General features: G+C 68.9%; 21 protein-coding genes. 13 read left to right on the plus strand and 8 right to left on the minus strand.

The window, feature by feature from the left end; translation table 11 throughout:
* Positions 1-112 precede the first annotated feature (112 nt).
* From gstA to B2J89_RS03680, 3 genes are all read right to left on the minus strand, one after another.
* Positions 113-721 (minus strand): glutathione transferase GstA, encoded by a 609-nt coding sequence (gstA, locus tag B2J89_RS03670; protein WP_169167876.1) that lies wholly within the window; start codon positions 719-721, stop codon positions 113-115.
* A 73-nt stretch (positions 722-794) separates the two neighbouring features.
* The gene (locus B2J89_RS03675) at positions 795-1,067 is read right to left on the minus strand and encodes a YkgJ family cysteine cluster protein (RefSeq protein ID WP_169167877.1); all 273 of its coding nucleotides are present in this window, start codon (positions 1,065-1,067) and stop codon (positions 795-797) included.
* A gap of 58 nt (positions 1,068-1,125) precedes the next feature.
* Positions 1,126-1,716 carry an NADPH-dependent FMN reductase gene (locus B2J89_RS03680; protein ID WP_169167878.1) on the minus strand — a complete coding sequence of 197 codons (591 nt, stop codon included), beginning with the start codon at positions 1,714-1,716 and terminating at the stop codon, positions 1,126-1,128.
* A 227-nt stretch (positions 1,717-1,943) separates the two neighbouring features.
* Here B2J89_RS03680 and mnmG point away from each other — a divergent pair, with 227 nt between their 5' ends.
* The 11 genes from mnmG to B2J89_RS03735 all read left to right on the plus strand — a co-directional run bounded on the left by mnmG (position 1,944) and on the right by B2J89_RS03735 (position 12,773).
* The gene (mnmG, locus tag B2J89_RS03685) at positions 1,944-3,932 is read left to right on the plus strand and encodes a tRNA uridine-5-carboxymethylaminomethyl(34) synthesis enzyme MnmG (protein ID WP_169167879.1); all 1,989 of its coding nucleotides are present in this window, start codon (positions 1,944-1,946) and stop codon (positions 3,930-3,932) included.
* Complete coding sequence (rsmG, locus tag B2J89_RS03690) at positions 3,929-4,606, plus strand: 16S rRNA (guanine(527)-N(7))-methyltransferase RsmG (RefSeq protein ID WP_169167880.1); 678 nt, start codon at positions 3,929-3,931, stop codon at positions 4,604-4,606. The genes mnmG and rsmG overlap by 4 nt, the downstream gene beginning before the upstream one ends.
* 191 nt (positions 4,607-4,797) lie before the next feature.
* Entirely contained in the window at positions 4,798-5,625 is an 828-nt protein-coding gene (locus B2J89_RS03695; RefSeq protein ID WP_169167881.1) for a ParA family protein, read from the plus strand.
* A gap of 42 nt (positions 5,626-5,667) precedes the next feature.
* The gene (locus B2J89_RS03700) at positions 5,668-6,207 is read left to right on the plus strand and encodes an alpha/beta fold hydrolase (protein WP_169167972.1); all 540 of its coding nucleotides are present in this window, start codon (positions 5,668-5,670) and stop codon (positions 6,205-6,207) included.
* 7 nt (positions 6,208-6,214) lie between these two features.
* Positions 6,215-7,132, plus strand: a complete 918-nt coding sequence (locus tag B2J89_RS03705) for a ParB/RepB/Spo0J family partition protein (protein ID WP_169167882.1) — start codon at positions 6,215-6,217, stop codon at positions 7,130-7,132.
* A gap of 117 nt (positions 7,133-7,249) precedes the next feature.
* A complete protein-coding gene (locus B2J89_RS03710) occupies positions 7,250-7,990 on the plus strand; it encodes a trans-aconitate 2-methyltransferase (RefSeq protein WP_169167973.1) in 741 nt (246 codons plus the stop codon).
* Between the two features lie 252 nt (positions 7,991-8,242).
* Entirely contained in the window at positions 8,243-9,757 is a 1,515-nt protein-coding gene (locus tag B2J89_RS03715; RefSeq protein WP_169167883.1) for a COG3014 family protein, read from the plus strand.
* Positions 9,758-9,788: 31 nt separating this feature from the next.
* Positions 9,789-10,184 carry a YcfL family protein gene (locus tag B2J89_RS03720; RefSeq protein ID WP_169167884.1) on the plus strand — a complete coding sequence of 132 codons (396 nt, stop codon included), beginning with the start codon at positions 9,789-9,791 and terminating at the stop codon, positions 10,182-10,184.
* A 22-nt stretch (positions 10,185-10,206) separates the two neighbouring features.
* Positions 10,207-10,815, plus strand: coding sequence for a penicillin-binding protein activator LpoB (gene lpoB / locus B2J89_RS03725; protein WP_169167885.1), 609 nt, complete (start codon positions 10,207-10,209; stop codon positions 10,813-10,815).
* Between the two features lie 10 nt (positions 10,816-10,825).
* Entirely contained in the window at positions 10,826-11,743 is a 918-nt protein-coding gene (locus B2J89_RS03730; protein ID WP_169167886.1) for a hypothetical protein, read from the plus strand.
* 31 nt (positions 11,744-11,774) lie between these two features.
* On the plus strand, positions 11,775-12,773 hold the full coding sequence (locus B2J89_RS03735; RefSeq protein ID WP_169167887.1) for an alpha/beta hydrolase: 999 nt from the start codon (positions 11,775-11,777) through the stop codon (positions 12,771-12,773).
* A gap of 29 nt (positions 12,774-12,802) precedes the next feature.
* Here B2J89_RS03735 and B2J89_RS03740 read toward each other — a convergent pair whose 3' ends face one another.
* The 5 genes from B2J89_RS03740 to B2J89_RS03760 form a co-directional block, all read right to left on the minus strand.
* Positions 12,803-12,952, minus strand: coding sequence for a DUF3149 domain-containing protein (locus B2J89_RS03740; protein ID WP_169167888.1), 150 nt, complete (start codon positions 12,950-12,952; stop codon positions 12,803-12,805).
* 474 nt (positions 12,953-13,426) lie between these two features.
* Positions 13,427-13,789 carry a cytochrome c gene (locus tag B2J89_RS03745; RefSeq protein ID WP_169167889.1) on the minus strand — a complete coding sequence of 121 codons (363 nt, stop codon included), beginning with the start codon at positions 13,787-13,789 and terminating at the stop codon, positions 13,427-13,429.
* Between the two features lie 89 nt (positions 13,790-13,878).
* A complete protein-coding gene (locus tag B2J89_RS03750; RefSeq protein WP_169167890.1) occupies positions 13,879-15,090 on the minus strand; it encodes a sulfite oxidase in 1,212 nt (403 codons plus the stop codon).
* A gap of 52 nt (positions 15,091-15,142) precedes the next feature.
* Positions 15,143-15,718 carry a hypothetical protein gene (locus tag B2J89_RS03755; protein ID WP_169167891.1) on the minus strand — a complete coding sequence of 192 codons (576 nt, stop codon included), beginning with the start codon at positions 15,716-15,718 and terminating at the stop codon, positions 15,143-15,145.
* A 1-nt stretch (position 15,719) separates the two neighbouring features.
* Positions 15,720-16,250: an RNA polymerase sigma factor gene (locus B2J89_RS03760; protein ID WP_169167974.1), complete on the minus strand. Its 531-nt coding sequence runs from the start codon at positions 16,248-16,250 to the stop codon at positions 15,720-15,722.
* A 236-nt stretch (positions 16,251-16,486) separates the two neighbouring features.
* Here B2J89_RS03760 and B2J89_RS03765 point away from each other — a divergent pair, with 236 nt between their 5' ends.
* Positions 16,487-18,145, plus strand: a complete 1,659-nt coding sequence (locus B2J89_RS03765; RefSeq protein WP_169167892.1) for a methyl-accepting chemotaxis protein — start codon at positions 16,487-16,489, stop codon at positions 18,143-18,145.
* Between the two features lie 212 nt (positions 18,146-18,357).
* Entirely contained in the window at positions 18,358-19,629 is a 1,272-nt protein-coding gene (locus B2J89_RS03770) for an MFS transporter (RefSeq protein ID WP_169167893.1), read from the plus strand.
* The last annotated feature ends 2 nt before the right edge of the window (positions 19,630-19,631 follow it).

Consider the following 19,631-nt stretch of genomic DNA (forward strand, 5'->3'; position numbering starts at 1 on the left):
GCCGGAGCCGGAGCCGGAGCCGGAGCCGGAGCCGGAGCCGGAGCCGGAGCCGGAGCCGGAGCCGGAGCCTGCACCAGGCGGCAGCGCAAGCGCCGTCTGAGCGCGGCGCCGCTTACGTGGGCTGCCGCTCGGCCTGCAGCGCCGCCTGCACCGCCGGGCGGGCGCCCACGCGCTGCAGGAAGGCCTGCAGATTCGCCATTCCCGCCGTGTCCACCTGCACATGCGGGGCCCAGCTGGCGACGGTGAACAGGTAGCCGTCGGCCACGGTGAACTGCTCGCCCATCAGGTAGTCGCGGTGGGCCAGCTGGCCGTCGAGCCACTGCAGGCGCTGCTGCAGCCGCTCGATGGCCACCGGCTTGTAGTCGGCCGGCGTGGCCGGGTTGAACAGCGGACCGAAGCCTTTGTGGATCTCGCTGGAAATGAAGTTGAGCCACTCTTGCAGGTGGTAGCGCGCGAGCGTGCCGTTGGCCGGGGCGAGCTGTTTGTCGGGCACCTGGTCGGCGATGTACTGCACGATGGCCGGGCCTTCGCGCAGGCGCTCGCCGCTGTCGAGTTCGAGCACTGGCACATAGCCCAGCGGGTTGATGCTGTAGTAGTCGGTGCCGTCCTGCAGCTGGTGGGTCTTGGTGCTGGCCAGCACCGCGGTGTGGGGCAGGCCGGCTTCGTACAGGGCAATGTGCGGCGACAACGAACAGGCGCCGGGAGAGTAGTACAGCTTCATGGTCGGTTTCCTTGGGTGGAGAAAGGGAACCGCCATGCTATGCGCTGCGGCGCCGGCGCGCACGGCGGGGCCATCACGGCTGCGTCAGGTCTTCGAGCCGCGCGAGCCAGGCCAGGGCCTCGGCGCGGCTGCTGCCGCACATCGCGGGCTCGGCCTGCAGACTGGCGCAGACGGCGGGGCGCTCGGGCCGCCCAAAGACCAGGCAGCGCTCGTCAGGGCCCAGCTGCACGCAGCGCACGCCGGCGGGCTTGCCGTGCGGCATGCCGGGGATGGCGCTCGAGATCGACGGTGCCGTGCAGCAGGCGCCGCAGGCCGGCCTGCAGTCCAGGCGTGCTATCCGAACCATAGCTGCCAGCGCTTGCTGGAACTGCGCTTGCAGCACATTTCATTGAAATGTTGCAGGTTCATGCGGCGGCCCCGCCGTGCAGGCGCTCAGCGGCCCACAGCACCTGTTCGACCACGCCGCGCACGCCGTCGCGGTGCTCGGCCTGCAGCAGCGCGCCGCGCTCGTCGAACGCGCTGGCGGCGCCGCTGAGCGCATACGCACGCGGTGCGAGCCAGCATTCGAGGTTGATCAGCAGCGGCGCCAGGTGGCTTTGCGCACGCAGGCCGCCCAGGCGCCCGTTGGACGCGCTGAGCATGCCCACCACCTTGCCGCGAAAGGGCTTGGTGCCGTCGCCCCAGTCGGGGTCGCCGGCCACGGGGCTCGAGGCCCAGTCGATGGTGTTCTTGAGCAGGGCGGTATAGCTGCCGTTGTATTCGGGCGAGCAGACGATCCAGGCCGGGTGCTCCCACAGCAGGCGCTTGAGGCGCAGCACATCGGGCGGCGTGCCGCGCGCCTCGAGGTCGGCGTTGTACATCGGGATGTCGAGCTCGGCCAGCTCCAGCAGCGTGACCTCGGCGCCCGCCGTGCGGGCCAGATCGGCGGCCTCGCGGGCCAGGCGGCGGTTGAACGATTGGTGGCGGGTGCTGCCCGCGAAGACGAGAATTTTCATGGCCGCGATTGGAGCACAGGCCCCGGACTGGCGTGCCGCCGCTGGTCAATGCGCCTGCGGCGCGGCGCCTGTTTCACGTGGAACACCACGGCTGCGCAAAACCCCACGCGCGCATGGCCCGGACGCCTCGCGCCGCAAAGTGGGAAAATTACGGGTTAGCCCGCATGCCGCCCCGCGCATGGCGGGCTGTGTTTGACCATTGGGCCCTGTGCCCCGGAGCGCTTCCCATGCTGTACCCCCAGGAATTTGATGTCATCGTCGTCGGTGGCGGCCATGCCGGCACCGAGGCGGCGCTGGCCGCCGCGCGCATGGGCTGCCAGACGCTGCTGCTCACGCACAACATCGAGACGCTGGGGCAGATGAGCTGCAACCCGTCGATTGGCGGCATTGGCAAGGGCCACCTGGTTAAAGAGGTGGACGCGCTCGGTGGCGCCATGGCGCTGGCCACCGACGAGGGCGGCATCCAGTTCCGCATTCTCAACAGCTCCAAAGGCCCCGCCGTGCGTGCCACGCGCGCCCAGGCCGACCGCATCCTGTACAAGGCAGCCATCCGCCGCACGCTCGAGAACCAGCCCAACCTGCTGATCTTCCAGCAAGCCGTGGACGACCTGATGGTCGAGGGCGACCGCGTCGTGGGCGCCGTGACGCAGGTCGGCATCCGCTTTCGTGGCCGCACTGTCGTGCTGACGGCTGGCACCTTCCTGGACGGCAAGATCCACGTCGGGCTGAACAACTACGCCGCCGGCCGCGCCGGCGACCAGCCGGCCGTGAGCCTGTCGGCACGCCTGAAGGAGCTGCAGCTGCCGCAGGGGCGCCTCAAAACCGGCACGCCGCCGCGCATCGACGGGCGCAGCATCGACTTTTCGAAATGCACCGCGCAGCCGGGCGACGGCATGCCGGGCGGCGTCAACGAAGGCCATGTGCCGGTGTTCAGCTTCATGGCGCACGCCCACGGCGGGGCCGCGATGCACCCGCGCCAGGTGCCATGCTGGGTCACGCATACCAACGCGCGCACGCACGACATCATCCGCAGCGGCTTTGACCGCAGCCCCATGTTCACCGGCAAGATCGAGGGCGTGGGACCGCGCTACTGTCCGAGCGTCGAAGACAAGATCAACCGCTTTGCCGACAAGGACAGCCACCAGATCTTCCTCGAGCCCGAGGGCCTGACGACGCACGAGTTCTATCCCAACGGCATCAGCACCAGCCTGCCGTTCGACATCCAGCTGGCGCTGGTGCGCAGCATGGAGGGGCTGGAGAACGCGCACATCCTGCGCCCCGGCTACGCCATCGAGTACGACTACTTCGATCCGCGCTCGCTCAAGAGCAATTTCGAGACGCGGCAGATCCAGGGCCTGTTCTTCGCCGGCCAGATCAACGGCACGACGGGCTACGAAGAGGCTGCCGCGCAGGGCCTGTTTGCGGGCGCCAACGCCGCGCTGCAGTGCAAGGGCCTGGCTTCCTGGCTGCCGGGGCGCGACGAGGCCTACCTGGGCGTGCTCGTGGACGACTTGATCACCAAGGGTGTGACCGAGCCGTACCGCATGTTCACGAGCCGCGCCGAGTTCCGCCTGCAGCTGCGCGAGGACAACGCCGACATGCGCCTGACCGAGGTCGGGCGGCAGATGGGCTTGGTCGACGATGCGCGCTGGGATGCTTTCAGTCGCAAGCGCGACGCTGTTTCACGTGAAACAGAGCGCCTCAAGTCCACCTGGGTCAACCCGCGCAACCTGCCGCTCGAGGAGGCGGTGCGCGTGCTCGGCAAGGGCATCGAGCACGAGTACAACCTGTTCGAGCTGCTGCGCCGCCCCGATGTGGCGTATGGCGCGCTGATGGGCCTGGACGGCGGCAAGTACGCCAGCGACGCGGTGTCCCGTGAGGCGCTGGGTGAGCTCGCCGCGCCGGTGGTCGAGCAGGTCGAAATTGCCGCCAAGTATGCGGGCTACATCGACCGCCAGAAAGACGAGGTCGAGCGCGCCGCGCACTACGAAAAGCTGCGCCTGCCGCCCGAGCTCGACTACATGCAGGTCACGGCGCTGAGCATCGAGGCGCGCCAGGCGCTGGCGCGCTTCAAGCCCGAGACGCTGGGCCTGGCCTCGCGCATCACCGGCATCACGCCGGCCGCCATTTCGCTGCTGCTGGTGCATCTGAAGCGCGGCGGTTTCAAAGGCTTCGCTGCACCCGAACAAGCCGCGCAAGCGGGCGAGACCGCATGAGCGCGGCGTTGGAAGCGGCGCTGCGCCGCGGCGGCGAGGCGCTGGACCTCGACCTGGACGAGGCGCAGATCGCCCAGTTGCTCGAATTCATGGCGCTGCTGCAGAAGTGGAACAAGGTCTACAACCTGACGGCGGTGCGCGATCCGGCCGAGATGCTGACGCACCACCTGCTCGACAGCCTGGCGGCCGTGGCGCCGCTGCGCCGACATCTTGGCCGGCACCTGGTGCAGGCCGGGCAGGGTGCTGCGGGGGCGCCGCCGCGCCTGCTCGACGTGGGGTCCGGCGGCGGCTTGCCCGGCGTGGTGTTCGCGGTCTGCTGCCCGCAGCTCGATGTGAGCTGCGTCGACACGGTGGCGAAGAAGGCCGCATTCATCCAGCAGGTGGCGGTCACGCTCAAGCTGCAGAACCTGCACGGCGTGCACGCGCGCGTCGAGTCCCTGGCCGGGCCCTTCGACGTGGTGAGTTGCCGCGCGTTTGCGTCGCTGGCCGACTTCAGCGCCTGGTCGCGCCCGGCGCTGGGCGGGGGCGCCGTCTGGCTGGCGATGAAGGGCAAGCACCCGGCCGATGAGATCGCGGCGCTGCCCGCCAAGGTGCAGGTGTTCCACGTGGAACCACTCACGGTGCCGGGGCTCGATGCCGAGCGCTGCATCGTCTGGATGCGGCCCGCGCCGTGACGGCAAAGACCGTCGCGTAAACTCGCAGCTCGCAGCCCCGGAGAAGCCATGCGTGGTGTCGCAGATCACGGCGCATTCGGCGCCGCCATTGTGTCGTGCGCGCCAGTCCCGCCCTCGCCCGTGCGCTCGAAAAAACGGCGGACCCGTTGCTGACCGGCTGCAGTCTCCCACCCCATAACTTTCGAGATCCCATGGCTAAAATTTTCTGTGTTGCCAACCAAAAGGGCGGCGTCGGCAAAACCACCACCGCGGTGAACCTGGCCGCCGGCCTGGCTAGCATCGGCCAGCGCGTGCTGATGGTCGACCTCGATCCGCAAGGCAACGCGACCATGGGCTCGGGTGTCGACAAGCGCCAGCTGAGCCTGTCGGTGTACGACGTGCTGATCGAGTCGGCCTCGGTGCGCGAGGCCGCCGTGCTGGCCGAAAAATGCGGCTACCACGTGCTCGGCGCCAACCGCGAACTCGCCGGCGCCGAGATCGAACTGGTGGCGCTCGAGCGCCGCGAGATGCGCCTGAAGGCCGCGCTGGCCGAGGTCGATGGCGACTACGACTTCGTGCTGATCGACTGCCCGCCCTCGCTGTCGATGCTCACGCTCAACGGCCTGTGCGCCGCGCACGGCGTCGTCGTGCCCATGCAGTGCGAATACTTCGCGCTCGAAGGCGTGACCGACCTGGTGCACACCATCAAGCAGGTGCACGCCAACCTCAACCCCGACCTGCAGATCATCGGCCTGCTGCGCGTCATGTTCGACCCGCGCATCACGCTGCAGCAGCAGGTCAGCGAACAGCTCAAGGGCCACTTCGGCGACAAGGTGTTCGACACCGTGATCCCGCGCAACGTGCGCCTGGCCGAGGCCCCGAGTTACGGCCTGCCCGGCGTGGTGTTCGACCCCTCGGCCAAGGGCAGCCAGGCTTTTGTCGCGTTCGCCCAGGAGATGGTGGCACGCGTGCCCGCGATGGCGCAGAAGGCTCCCGCGCGCACCCGCCCGACCAATGCCAAAAAAGCCCCAAACGCTTGATGCAAAAGCGCTGTGAGCTATCAAAATAATAGCGTATTGGCTGTGAACCCTTCCCATGTCCTGACCCTGCCCGGCTGGCAAAGCTCGGGCCCCGACCATTGGCAAAGCCGCTGGGAGCGCCTGCACGGCTACCAGCGCGTCGAGCAGCACGAGTGGCTGCACCCGCTGCGCGGCGACTGGACGGCGCGGCTCGAAGAGGTCGTGCTCGATGCGTCCGGCCCGGTCGTGCTGGTGGCGCACAGCCTGGGCTGCATCCTGACCGCCTGGTGGGCCGCGCATTCCAAGCACACCCACAACGTCCAGGGCGCGCTGCTGGTGGCGCCCGGCGATGTCGAGCGCGATGACCTGCGCGCGCAGCTGCCGGGCTGGGCGCCCATCGCTCGCCAGTCGCTGCCCTTTCCTGCCGTGCTGGTCGGCAGCCACAACGACCCCTACTGCAGCCTCGGGCGTGCGCAGGCCCTGGCCAGCGCCTGGGGCGCGCGCTTCGTCGACGGCGGCGAGCGCGGCCATATCAATGCGGAATCGGGCCTGGGCGATTGGCCCGAAGGCCACGCGCTGCTTGCAACCCTGATGAAAGACTGAACACCCCATGGCGACCAAGAAACCCAAGGGCCTGGGCCGCGGCCTGGAAGCATTGCTCGGCCCCAAGGCCGCAGACAGCGCGGCCACGCCGCCGGCCGAGGACGACGGCCTGCCGCACGCGCTGGCCCTGTCCGAGCTGGTGCCCGGCCAGTACCAGCCGCGCACGCGCATGGACGAGGGCGCGCTCTACGAGCTGGCCGAGAGCATCAAGGCCCAGGGCATCATGCAGCCGATCCTGGTGCGGCGCCTGGCCGAGGGCGAGCACGCCGGCCGCTACGAAATCATTGCCGGCGAGCGGCGCTTCCGGGCCGCGCGCATCGCCGGCCTGGCCAGCGTGCCGGTGCTGGTGCGCGACGTGCCCAACGAGTCTGCCGCCGCCATGGCGCTGATCGAGAACATCCAGCGCGAAGACCTCAACCCGCTCGAAGAGGCGCAGGGCCTCTCGCGCCTGGTCAAGGAGTTCGGCCTCACGCACGAGCAGGCGGCGCAGGCCGTGGGCCGCTCGCGCAGCGCCGCGAGCAACCTGCTGCGCCTGCTGAACCTGGCCGACCCGGTGCAGACCATGCTGATGGCCGGCGACATTGACATGGGCCACGCGCGCGCGCTGCTCACGCTGGACCGCGCCACGCAGATCACCGCGGGCAACCAGATCGCCGCCAAGAAGCTGTCGGTGCGCGAGGCCGAAGCCTTGGTCAAGAAGATCGGCGCCGACTTCAGCCTGGTGCCGCAGAAGCCGCAGAAGGAAAAGTCGCGCGACCTCAAGCGCGTCGAGGAAGAATTGTCGGACCTGCTCATGGCCGAGGTCGAGGTGCGCGTCAAGAAGCGCGTCAAGCGCGGCGGCCGCATGGAGGACATGGGCGAGCTGGCGATCCAGTTCGGTTCGCTCGAAGCGCTCAACGGCCTGATCGACCGGCTGCGCGGCTGATTCCATTTCTAAATCCAACGTGCACTTTGTCGGATTGCCTTGCCGTGCTATGGCGCTGTCTGCGGCAGTCCTTCGCGTTCACGCTTGATTGAGAAATGGAATAAATACATCGCCGCCATGGTGCTGCGCCTGCCTTGGCCGCTGCCGGCGCTGCTGGTGTGGGCCGCCGCGTGGCTGGTGTTTGCCAGCCTGCAGCGCGTGCTGCCTGCGGCCTGGGCCTTACTGCTGGCCTGTGCGCTGGGCACGGCGGCGAGTCTGCTCGGGCGCGGCTGGTGGCGCCGCGCGCTGATCGCGGCGGGCTTTCCGCTGTCGCTGCTGGCCAGCGGCGCGGCCGGCGTGCCGGCATGGGCCTGGCTGGTGCCGCTGGCGCTGCTGCTGCTGGTGTACCCGCTCAACGCCTGGCGCGACGCGCCGCTGTTCCCGACCCCGCGCAAGGCCCTGGATGCGCTCGCCGCGCTCGCGCCCCTGGCGCCGCAGGACCGCGTGCTCGACGCCGGCTGCGGTCTGGGCGACGGGCTGGTGGCGTTGCGCCGTGCTTATCCGCAGGCCCGCATCGAAGGCGTGGAGTGGAGCGCTGCCCTGCGCCTGCTGTGCGCGCTGCGCTGCCCCTGGGCGCGCGTGCGCCGCGGCGACATGTGGCGCGCCGACTGGAGCGGCTACCAGCTCGTCTACCTGTTCCAGCGTCCCGAAAGCATGGCGCGCGCCGTGGATAAGGCGCGCGCCGAGTTGGCCCCCGGGGCGTACCTGGTGAGCCTGGAATTTCCCTTGCCCGGTGTCCCGGCCCAGGCGCGGCTGCAGGTGGCTGGCCGCTGCGGTGCGTGGGTGTACCGCATGCCCGAGGCCGCCACGCGCGCCTGAAGCCGGCCGCGTCCTGTGGCGGCAGGGTGGCATGCGGCAAGAGTATTGACCAAGCGCATTACTCTGTCTTCACGTTTTGATACATTTGCGGCTGTATTTTTACAATACCAGCCAAGAAACCGGATGCGGGAGGGTGGTTCGGACCGCAGGTGCCAGGGGCGCAGGCCCGCGTCCGCTTTTTCCTTGTCCTGTGGCGCCTGCGCGGCGCCACCGGGTCTTCTGGTGCCCTTCGAAGACCTGCAAGGAATGTTGATGAACCACCGGTTTTTTTCCCGTGCCCGTTTCTGGGGCCTGCTGGCGCTGAGCGTCGCGCTGACGGGCTGTGCCAGCCTGCAAAGCCACGACAAGCTGGCCTCGGACGTGCACAGCGCTGGACAGGCCCAGGGCATTCCTGCGGCGCTGGCGCGGCTGGAGTCGTCTGCCACCACCGAAAGCGACAAAACCGCGCTGCTCTACAACCTCGAGCGCGGCGAACTGCTGCGGCTGGACCGCCGCTACGAGGACAGCAACCACGCTTTCATGCTGGCCGACAACAAGGTCAAGGAATGGGAAGAGGCCGCCACCGGCAACCCGCAGAAGCTCATGGGCACCGTGGGCGCCTCGTTGATCAGCGAGCGCCTGAAGGTGTACGAAGGCCAGGACTACGAGAAGGTCTGGCTCACGACGCGCATGGCCCTCAACCGCGTGGCGCTGGGCGACTTTGACAACGCCCGCGTGGACATCAAGCGCACGCACGAGCGCGAAGCCGTCATTGCCGAGTTCCGGGCCAAGGAAACGCTGGCCGCCGAAGAGGAAGCCAAGTCCAAGGGCGCCGCGTCGGGCAGCAAGCAGATCAATGGCTACCCGGTCGAGACCCTCAACGACCCCGAGGTGCTGGCCCTGAAGAACGGCTACCAGAATGCGCTCAGCCACTACCTGGCCGGCTTCATGTACGAGGCCATGAACGAGCCCGGCCTGGCCGCGCCCGGCTACCGCAAGGCGATCGAGCTCAAGCCCGAGACCGGCGTGCTCGAAGAGGGCCTGCGCGGCCTCGACGACCGCAGCAGCTTCACCTGGAAGCGCCGCCAGCGCATGACAGACGTGCTGTTCGTGGTCGAGGCCGGTGACGCCCCGGCGCGCAAGCCCAAGGCCTTCACGCTGCCCGTGCCCACCGGCCGCGGCCTGGTGACGGCGAGCATTTCCTACCCGGTGATCGAGCCGTCGAGCGATCCGCTGCTGAGCCAGCTGTCGGTGGCGGGCTACGACCTGAAACTCGAAAAAGTGGTCGACCTCAATGCCATGGCGCGCCGCGCGCTCAAGGACGAGATGCCCGGCATGGTGCTGCGCGGCTTCACGCGCGCCGTGGCCAAGGGCGTGCTGCAGGACCAGCTGCAAAAGAACGCGGGCCTGCTGGGCGGTTTGATTGGCGCCGTGGCGTCCGCCGCCACAGAGCAGGCCGACGACCGCATGTGGCGCATGCTGCCCGGCCGCGTCTATGTGGCGCGCGGCTACCTGCCGCCGGGCGAGCACCGCATCACCATCAATGGCCGTACGCTGGAGCAGCCGGTCAAGGTCGATGGCCAGTACGCCCTGGTGCCGCTGCGCTTCTACCACAGCAGCGTGCTGACCGGCGAGGTCGCCACGCTGGGCCAGCTCGCGGCCGTGGCCGCCGAGCCGCCCCCGCCGGCCGCGCCAGCCGCCGTGGCTCCCACCGCCAAGCCCCAGCCTGCGGCCGCGCGCCCGGCGCGCGCGCAGGCCAAGCCGGCCGTCCAGGCCCGTGCCCATTGACACCCGTTGAGTCCCCGAAGGAGTTTTTCGCATGACCCCCCGCCACCCCCTTGCCGCCGCCTGCCTGGCCCTTCTGGCCGTGGCCGGCAGCGCGCAGGCGCAACAGCACGACCCCGCCACGCCACCGGCGGTGGCCTCCAAGATCGCCCTGCGCGGCGAAGCCGAGGGCCTAGCCGTGCGCGAGATGCGCGTTGTGCGCAAGAACGACGTGCTCATCGTGCAGGCCGACCTGGCCAACACGGGGCGCAGCGACCGCACCGTGTTCTACCGCTTCAAATGGCTCGATGCCGTGGGCAACCAGGTCGGCGACGGCGAATCGTGGAAGCAGCTCGGCGTGCAGGGCCTGGGCCAGCACACCGTCAAGAGCGTGGCGCCGACGGGCGCCGCGGTCGACTTCCGTCTTGAAATGAACGTGGAGGCGCGCTGAAGCCGCGCTAAAGGAAAAACCGATGCACACCGTACCGCGCAAAGCGCTGCTCCTGGCCCTGGCGGCCAGCACCCTGGCCCTGGCGGGCTGCCAGAGCCTCTCGTCCCCCGTCGTGCGTTTTGACCGCCAGGTCAACTACGGCGATGCCAAGGCGGTCGAGCTGGTGACCAACGAATTCGGCTCCACCGACCTGCAGATGATTGCCGAGAAGATGACCGGCGGCCTGCTCGAGACCGGCATCTTCCAGGGCCGCCCCACGGTGACGATCTCCACCGTCAAGAACAAGACCAGCGAGTACATCGACACCACCAACGTCATGAACTCGATCCAGACGGCGCTGGTCAAGTCGGGCAAGGTGCGTTTCACGCGCTCGATCGGCGAGATGCAGCAGGGCGTGGACGAGCTGCAGCGCCAGAACCAGAGCGGCCTGTACAAGCAGAACACCACCGCCAAGGTGGGCCAGATGACGGCGGCCAAGTACCAGCTCGAAGGCGAGCTGACCAGCATCGTCAAGCAGAACAACACGACCAAGAACGTGTTCTACAAGTTCACGCTCAAGATGTTCGACGTGCAGGAAGGCACGATCGAATGGGCGGACGAAAAAGAAATCCGCAAGACCAGCAAGCGCTGAAGGGGCCACGATGCAACGCAGAACCACCCTGGCCGCCGCGCTGGCGGCCGCCGCGCTCGCCTGGAGCGGCGCGGCCCCCGCGCAGAACCCGCCCCGCATCGCCGTGACCGACCTGGCCTATGCCCAGCAGTTGTCCGAGTACTTCGAGGCCGGCACCTACCAGCGAAGCAGCCAGATGAGCGCCCGCGGCTCCGCCAGCCATGGGCTGTACGGCGGCTCGGGCAGCCATTCGATGCAGGCCTCCGCGCAGGCCAGTGGCACCTATGTCGCGGGCCGCTACAGCTACATCGAGCAGCGCGAGCTCGGTGCCTACACCAACGACATCAAGGGCGCGCTGCTGCGCGGCACCACGTTCCGCCTCGTGCAGGGCAAGGGCTTCGATGCCGGCGCCCCACAGCCGAGCAAGGCCGAGCAGGTGCTCCACCAGGTGCAGGGCGGCAAGATGGTCCCACCCGTGCGCCAGCCCCAGGTGAACGACATCATCGCGCGCATCAAGAAGGGCGAGTTCAACGGCGCCGACTACGTGCTGTTCGGCGTGGTCTCGAGCATCGCATTCTCCGACGCGCTCTCGCCACTGCAGGGCACCGCCAGCGCCACGCACCAGTACGGCCTCGACCTGCTGGCCGACTTCTCGCTGATCCACACCCGGACCTACGAGATCAAGGCGGCGTTTTCCGCGCAGGGCACCGGCAACGACACCAAGATCCTGTCCGGCCGCGGCGACATCGCTCCGCCCAACCGGGCCAAGGTCATGCGCGAGACCTCGCAAAGCCTGGCCCAGAGCGTGTTCCAGCAGCTCGGCGAGCAGCTCGGCGCCACCGACCCGGGCCTGGCGCGCGGCGTGCGCCCGGCCCTGGCCCTGCCGCTGCAGGGCGGCCAGCCGCTGGCCGCGCCGCAGCCGCAAGAACAGGTCCTCATCCTCAAGTGAGGGCGCGCCGCGCGGCCTCCGGTCGCTGCGCATGAGCCCCGTCCCCCGCACCCTTGCGGCCCGCTTTGCGCGGGCTGTCGGGCGCTGTGCAGGCCGGGGCGCGCTGGTGCTGGCCAGCGCCTGGCTGGCCGGCTGCGCCGCACCCGCCGGCCCGCCGCCGCTGCCTGGCGAGCGCGCAGGCTTTGCCGTGCGCCTCCTGGCGGCCGACCGGGGCCAGCACCTGCAGGTGCTGGAGCGCGCCGAGCGCGCTGCGCCCGCGCGCTACCGGGTGATCGTGGTGCCGGGCTCGGGCTGTGCTGGCATGGGGCCGGTGGCCGCGCGCTACTTTGCCGGCCTGCTGCATGCGCAGCTGCTGGTGCTGCACAAGCCGTGGATGGATGCCGACGCTGCCACCGCGCCGGGCGACTGTTCGGCCGACTTCGTGCGGGCCGATGCACTGGGCGCCTGGCGCGACCATGCGCGTGCCGCGCTGCGCGCCGACGCGGCCGCGCGCGCGGGAACCCCGCCGCTGCCGCAGCTGCTGGTCGGGATTTCGGAAGGGGCCGAACTGCTGCCCGCGCTCACGCCCGAGGTGCCGCATCTGGCGGGGCTGGTCTTGCTGGGCGCCAGCGGGCTGGACCCGCGAGACGCGGGCGCGCTGCAGGCCCAGCGCCACGGCGCGCTCGCGCGCTGGCAGGCACTGGGGCTGGCACAGGCGGGCGCGTGGCCCGATGGCAGGGTGCTGGAAGGCCGCAGCCTGCGCTATTGGCGCGACCTCTGGCACTGGCCGCTGGCCGGGCCGCTCAGCACCGGACCCTGGCCGCTGCTGCAGGTCTGGGGCGCCGACGATGCGCTGGTGCCGGCCGAAGCCTATGCGCGCTTTGCCGACCGGGCGCGCACCCGTGCCGCGCCGTACTGCGCTCGCAGCCTGGCGGGGGCCGACCACGGTCTGCAGGGCCCGGACCAGGACGGCGTGCAGCAGGTCTGGGCGTGGCTCGAGCAATGGGCCCGTGCACCCCTGGCGGGGTGGTGCGCCGCCGTGCCGCCGTAGTCCCGCGCGGCAGGGGGCGCCGCTTTACGTTACTTGGGGGTGTCCGCCACCGTCGGGGCTTCGCCCATCTTGCGCCGCACGACGACGGCCGATGCGATGCCGCCCAACAGCATGATGGCAATGCCGGTGATGCTCATCAGTCCATAGTCGGTGGTGAAGAGGTCGGTCAGCAGCTTCATGGGGGGTCCCTCCGTTCTTTTTAAAACCATAGTCAGGGTGTGGATTTTGGAGCGTGCCTCAAGCCGGGCGTTGACGCAAGTCAACGGGGCGGTCCCCGCGCACGGGCGCCCGCCGCACGGCATGGCGCGTCCTGCGGTCTGTGGGGCGCACGAGGCTGGGGCGGGAATATGAAATTGATAGCTGTCAGCGCTTGCTGGTAAAGGGCTGGAGGCCAATTTGGCTGGGGTGCACTCCCCGGGCTGCTGCGCGGAGGGGGCCTGGGCAGGGCTGCGCGGCAGCCTGGAGCGCGGCGGTGCCGACCGCGGGTTTTTCCCGGGGCGGGCGGCATGGGCCCGGGCCGGGGCCCAGGTCCTTTCTGGCGTGTTTTTCGAGAAACCGCTGCGCCGAATCGCAGACCTGAAACGACCGCCGCCGCCTGTCGGGCAGGGACCTGCCCTGCCCATCTGCCTGAACGCGCCGGCGGGGCGCGCGCCTCAGGGCTGGCGGCTGGCCGTGGCAACGTAGAGCGCCAGTGCGGCGATCTGCGCGTCGGTCAGGCTGGCCTTGAACGAGGGCATGCTGCCCAGGCCGTCGCGCAGCGCCTTCGTCACGCGCGCGGCGTCGGGCCGCAGTTCGTCGAGCACCGGGCCCACGGCGCCTTCGGCCCCCGCGTCCTTGAGCGTGTGGCAGACGGCGCACGCGGGCGTGGACGTGGTGAAGAGCTTCTTTCCCAGGGCCATCTGGGCGGCATCGTCGGCGGCGCTCGCGGCCGTGCCGCAGAGGCCGGCGGCCAGCAGCAGCGCGGGCGCGGCCAGGGTGCGCAGGAAGCGGGCGGGGGTGTTGAAGAGCAGTGGCATGGTGTGGTTCCGATCCATAGGGGGTGCAGCGCCGAGGGCGCAAAAGAAAACCCCCAGGCCCTGCGGCCTAGGGGCGGGGCGGGGCGGCGTCAGGCGGCGGTGACCTTGACCGCGTGGTCGGCCCAGCTGGTGTTGTTGTAGCCGCTCTGGTTTTCACCGCGCGTCTCGGGCTGGACGTTGCCGGCCGTGTCGGCGGCGCGGCTGGCCAGCGTGTGCGTGCCGGCCGGCAGCTTGGCCTGCAGCACGAACTGGCGCCAGGCGTACTTGCCCAGGTCGGGGCCGACAAAGCGCGCAGCCTGCCAGGTCTTGCCGCCATCGATCGACACCTCCACGCCCTTGACCGCGTGCAGGCCGCCGAAGGCCACACCGTGGATCTGCACGGGGGCGCCGGCCGCGATCTGGCCATCGTCGGGCAGCGGTCCGTTGATCCACGACTTGATGGACATCTCCTGCACCGAAGGCTGGCTCGGGTCGCCCTTGCCGCCCGGGGGCGTCATGCGGTAGCCGTGCGACATGATCTTGGCGTCGCTCTCCTGCGCCGTGAAGGCCAGCTGCCGGATGTACTTGATGTTGTTCACGCCGGTGTAGCCCGGCACGATCAGGCGCAGCGGGCCGCCATGGGCCAGCGGGATCGGGGCGCCGTTCATCTCCCAGGCCAGCAGCGCGTCCTGCATGGCGGCCGCGGGCACCGAGCGCTCGACGACGATGCTCTTGGGGTCGATGCCCTCGGGCAGCTTCTCGCCGCCCGTGCCGGTCATGAAGCGCATGCCATCGGCCACGCCGCCCAGGGCCTCGGCCACGGCGCGCACCGGCACGCCGCTCCAGACCACGCAGCCGGCCGCGCCCACGGTCCAGGGCGTGCCGCTGGGCTTGCTCGGGAAGAAGCCGCGGCCATTGCCCGAGCACTGCAGCACCATCGCGACGGTCTCCAGGCCCAGGGCCTTGAGTTCGCCCACGGTGAGCTTGCGCGGGCTCTTGACGCCGCTGACGCTGATCTCCCAGGCATCGCGGTTGGCCACGATGGCCGCGTCGGGCGCGGGCAGGTTGTTGCGGATGTAGAGCTGGTCGGTGGGCGTGATCACGCTGGTGCCGAACGCGCCGCGCCGGGTCTCCAGCGTGGTGCTGCTGTGCACGATGACGCTGTCGGCGTCCTTCCAGCCCAGGTAGGCCGGCAGGGGCTTGGCGGCGGCGGCTTGCGCCGCGGCGCCATTCGCCCAGGTGGCCAGGCCGGCGGCGGCGAGGGCGCTGGCCGTGCCGGTGAGCAGGCGGCGGCGGGGCAGGGAAGTGGGTTCAGAGTGCATGAAGTCTCCTGGGTTCTTCGGGGGTGAGAAAGGGAAAACGGGGAGCGCCAAGCTAGGGCGGCGGCGCGGCCAAGGCGCCTTGCGCCACGGCCAGGGCCTTTTTCTTCTGCGCGACGAGCACCAGCGGCTTGCCGCCCTGCGAGGTCACGACCTGCCAGTACACATTGCCCCACCAGCCGCTGCCGTCCGGCAGCGACACCGCGTCGTCAAAGGCGAACACCGTCACCATGCCGCCTTTTTCAAAGAAGGTGGTGAGGTGGTAGGTCAGGTGCCCGTCGATGTCGCAGGGCCGCAGCAGCTGCGGGTAGCCGGGCAGGGCCTGCCGGTCGCCCAGCCCGAGGTGCTGCAGCAGCGGCGCGGCCTCCATGAAGGCGCCGCGCAGCGTGCGTTCGTAGTACTCGTGCTCGATGGCGCCGCGCACCAGCGCCGGCGGGCGCATGGCCAGCACCGCCGTGGCGCCGGTGGCCGTGAGCAGCAGCGCGGCCAAAGTGCGCTGCAGGCCCCGGCGCGCCAGCAGCGGCGTGTGGCGGAACAGATGTTGGGGCGGCTGGCCCGGGTCAAAGGCCAGCGCAAGTTCGGCGCGCGCGCGCAGGTCGAAGGCGGTGTCGGGAGGGCGTTGGTCGGGCATGTCAGACCTTGCGCAGCCGCGGGGCTGCGGGGGAGGGGGCGGCGGCCGCGCCCGTGGGGTGCAGCGCCGCACGCAGCGCCTCGCGGGCGCGCGAGAGGCGCGAGAGCACCGTGCCCGGCGCCACTTCCAGCGCCTGCGCCATCTGCGCCGTGGGCATGTCGTCGAAATAAAACAGCACCAGCACCTCGCGGTGGATGGGCGCGATGCGCGCCAGGGCCTTGACCACGTCGAGCTGGTCGTCGAGCGCGCCATCGGCCACCACGTCGCTGGCGTGCGGCAGGTCATCGTCGAGCGCCAGGTGGTGCGGCACCATGTGGCGCAGGGCGTGGCGGCGCATGATCTGGAACAGCCAGGCACGCGCCAGCGCCGGGTCGCGCAGCTGCTTGCGGTGCTGCCAGGCGCTGGTGAAGCAGTCCTGCACCACGTCTTCCGCGACCGCGCGCGAGCCCATCAGCGCCCAGGCGCTGCGCAGCAAAAAGCGGTAGTGCTCGCGCACCCATTGGTTGTAGCGGGACTCCGCCGTTTGGATCATGTGCATAAGAGCGCAGGATGCAGGGCTTTATTCCCTCCGCCGCCTTGGACTGCCTCGGTGTTTACCCTGGTTTTATCGTTGTGTCGGCTGGTATGCAGCGCATGCATGGCGTGCAGCAACCCGGCTCTGAGTTTTTTTGGTGGCGATGTGGGGTGTTTTGGGGCTTGCAGACCCGGCTGGGTTGGCGTTGTCATACTTCTGCATTTCAAAATGTTTGCGCAGATCTGGAAATACGAATGAACATCAAAAACCTGTCCGTTGGTCGCCGCCTCTCCTTGGCTTTTGCCTCCGTCATTGGCATCTTCCTGATAGTGGGCTGGGCCGCACTGCACACGGCAGCAAATTTGGCAGAATCCGAGAACTGGAACACTCACACCTACGCCGTGCTCGCCACGGGAGAGGGCATGCTCGGCTCCATGGTCAACATGGAAACAGGTGCTCGTGGTTATTTGCTGGCTGGCGAAGAAAATTTTCTTGAGCCTTGGCACGCGGGCCTGCAAAAATTCGACAAGGCTTGGTCAGAAGCCAAAAAATTGACCTCTGACAACCCAAGCCAACAAAAGCGGCTTGACGACATGAAAGCGCGCCACCAGGAGTTCAGGGGCGTGGCCGAGGCGCTGTTTGCCTTCCGCAAGAACGTTACGGCCGGCACAAAGACCGTTGCAGAACTCGCCGAAGAGTTCGGGGAGGGCCGCGACAAGGCGGCAATGGATGGGTTCCGGGCGCTGCATGCCGACTTTGACAAGGCCGAGCGAGATTTGTTGGTCGTTCGGGCAGCGGCGGCCGATACGCAGCGCGCGCTCAATCGAAACGCCATCCTTGGCGGTAGCGCGCTGGCGCTGGTCTTGGCGGTAGTGCTGGGCTTTTGGATCACTCGTTCAATCACGAACCCTATTCAGACATCCTTGACGCTGGCTGAGTCCGTTGCCAAGGGCGATCTGACCATGCGCGTCGAAATCCAAGGCAAGGATGAAACCGCAAAATTGCTCGCGTCGCTGAAAGCCATGCAAGAGAGCCTGGCCCGAGTGGTGGGAGGCGTGCGCCAAAACGCCGAAGGCGTTGCCACTGCAAGTGCCCAAATTGCCTCGGGCAACAACGACCTGAGCCAGCGCACCGAAGAGCAGGCCAGTGCACTACAACAGACGGCGGCGTCCATGGAACAGCTGGGCTCCACGGTCAAGCAAAACTCCGACAGTGCCAAGCAAGCCAACCAGCTGGCCCAGACTGCCAGCGCAGTAGCAGTCAAGGGCGGCGAAGTGGTTGCCCAAGTGGTTGAGACGATGAAGGGGATCAACGAGAGTTCACGCAAGATTTCAGACATCATCAGCGTCATTGATGGCATTGCGTTTCAGACCAACATACTGGCGCTCAATGCGGCCGTAGAGGCGGCACGTGCCGGTGAGCAGGGGCGTGGTTTCGCTGTAGTGGCGTCTGAAGTTCGCTCCCTCGCCGGGCGCAGCGCCGAAGCCGCCAAAGAGATCAAGTCCCTGATCAATGCCAGCGTGGAGCGGGTCGAGCAAGGTTCTCAACTGGTCGAGCAAGCGGGGACAACCATGACCGAAGTGGTGGGGTCGATCGGGCGCGTGACCGACATGATGGGTGAAATCAGCGCTGCCAGTGCCGAGCAAAGCCAAGGCGTAGCGCAAATTGGCGAAGCGGTGGCGCAAATGGACCACGTGACCCAGCAAAATGCCGCGCTGGTGGAGGAAAGCGCTGGGGCCGCTCAGAGCCTAAACAGTCAGGCTCAGCAACTGGTTCAATCGGTAGCAGTGTTCAATTTGGGCGACAACGAAAGCCAAAACCCCTTTGTCGCGCGCCCCGCTGAGGTGCGTGCGCCAACAAACAGCGCCAAGCCCTACAAAAGCCTGGATAGACGCGCTTTGACCGCCTCCTAAAGAACGGTCTGCAATGACCGCGGCGCAGGGCCGCTGCAAAGGGGGAGAAACCACGCTGCGCCATGTCAACCCCGATCATGTCATCGGCCTTGGAGGCGTCCATGGATGCGCCAAAACCTCCGCAGAGCGCTTTGAGGCCACAGCTCTTTCTCATCCCCCCGAGCATCGTATGAGCTAGGAGGCGACTTTGAACGCGTTCTAAGATGGCGCCCATGACCATGCTCTCTCATCCTCCCGGGCCGGCCGCCGTGCCGCTGCGCCGGGACGCCCGCACCATCGGTCTCATCGGCCTGGCGCACGGCTCCTCGCATTTCTTCCACATGCTGCTGCCCCCGCTGTTTCCGTGGCTGATCGCCGAATTCGGTTTCAACTACTCGCAGCTCGGGCTGCTGGTGTCGGTGTTCTTCGTCATCTCGGGCGTGGGCCAGGCGCTGTCGGGCTTTCTGGTCGACCGCGTGGGCGCGCGCCCGGTCCTGTTCTTTGCACTGTCGAGCTTTGCTGCCGCGGGCCTGGTGGCGGGCACGGCCCAGGGCTACACCGGCCTGGTGCTGGCGTCGGCGCTGGCGGGCCTGGGCAACGCGCCCTTCCACCCGGTGGACTTCACCATCCTGAACAAGCGCGTGTCGCCGCAGCGCCTGGGCCATGGCTTTTCGGTGCACGGCATCTCGGGCAACCTGGGCTGGGCGGTGGCGCCGGTGTTCATGGCCGGCATCACCGCGGCCACCGGCTCGTGGCGCACCGCCTGCCTGTGCGGCGCTGCGCTGGCGCTCGCCGTGCTGGCCATCATGGTGGCGAACCGCGACGCGCTCGACGACCGCCAGGGCGCCTGGGCGCACCAAGGCAAGGATGCGGGTGCGGCGGCGCTGCGGCCCGAACACCCGCTGGCCTTCCTGCGCCTGTCCTCGGTATGGCTGTGCTTTTCGTTCTTCTTCTGGACCACCTGCGCGCTCAGTGCGATCCAGAGCTTTGCCAGCCCGGCGCTGCAGAAGATGTACGCGCTGCCGCTGTCGGTCACGTCGATGGTCGTGACCGGCTACATGCTGTGCGGCGCGGCCGGCATGGTCGTCGGGGGCTTTCTGGTGGGCCGCGTGAAGCGGCTCGAACGGGTGATCTCGGTGTGCCTCGTGGCTTCGGGCGCGCTGCTAGTGCTGGTGGGCAGCGGCTGGCTGTCGGGCATGGGCGCGGTGGCGGTGGCCGCGCTGGCCGGCGTCGGCACGGGGCTGGCAAGCCCCTCGCGTGACATGCTGATCAAGCGCGCCGCGCCGCCCGGCGCCACGGGCCGGGTCTACGGCACGGTGTACTCGGGCCTGGACCTGGGCTTTTGCCTCGCCGCGCCGGTGTTTGGCGCCCTGCTCGACCGCGACATGACCCCGGGCATCTTTTATGGCTCGGCGGCCGCGCTGGTGCTGGGCGTGGTGTCGGCGGGCTTCGTCGGCTCGGGCGTGGCGGCGCGGTCGCAAAGGGCCGCTGCGGTCGCGGCGTAAGC

It is taken from the genome of Acidovorax sp. SRB_24 (assembly GCF_012931925.1).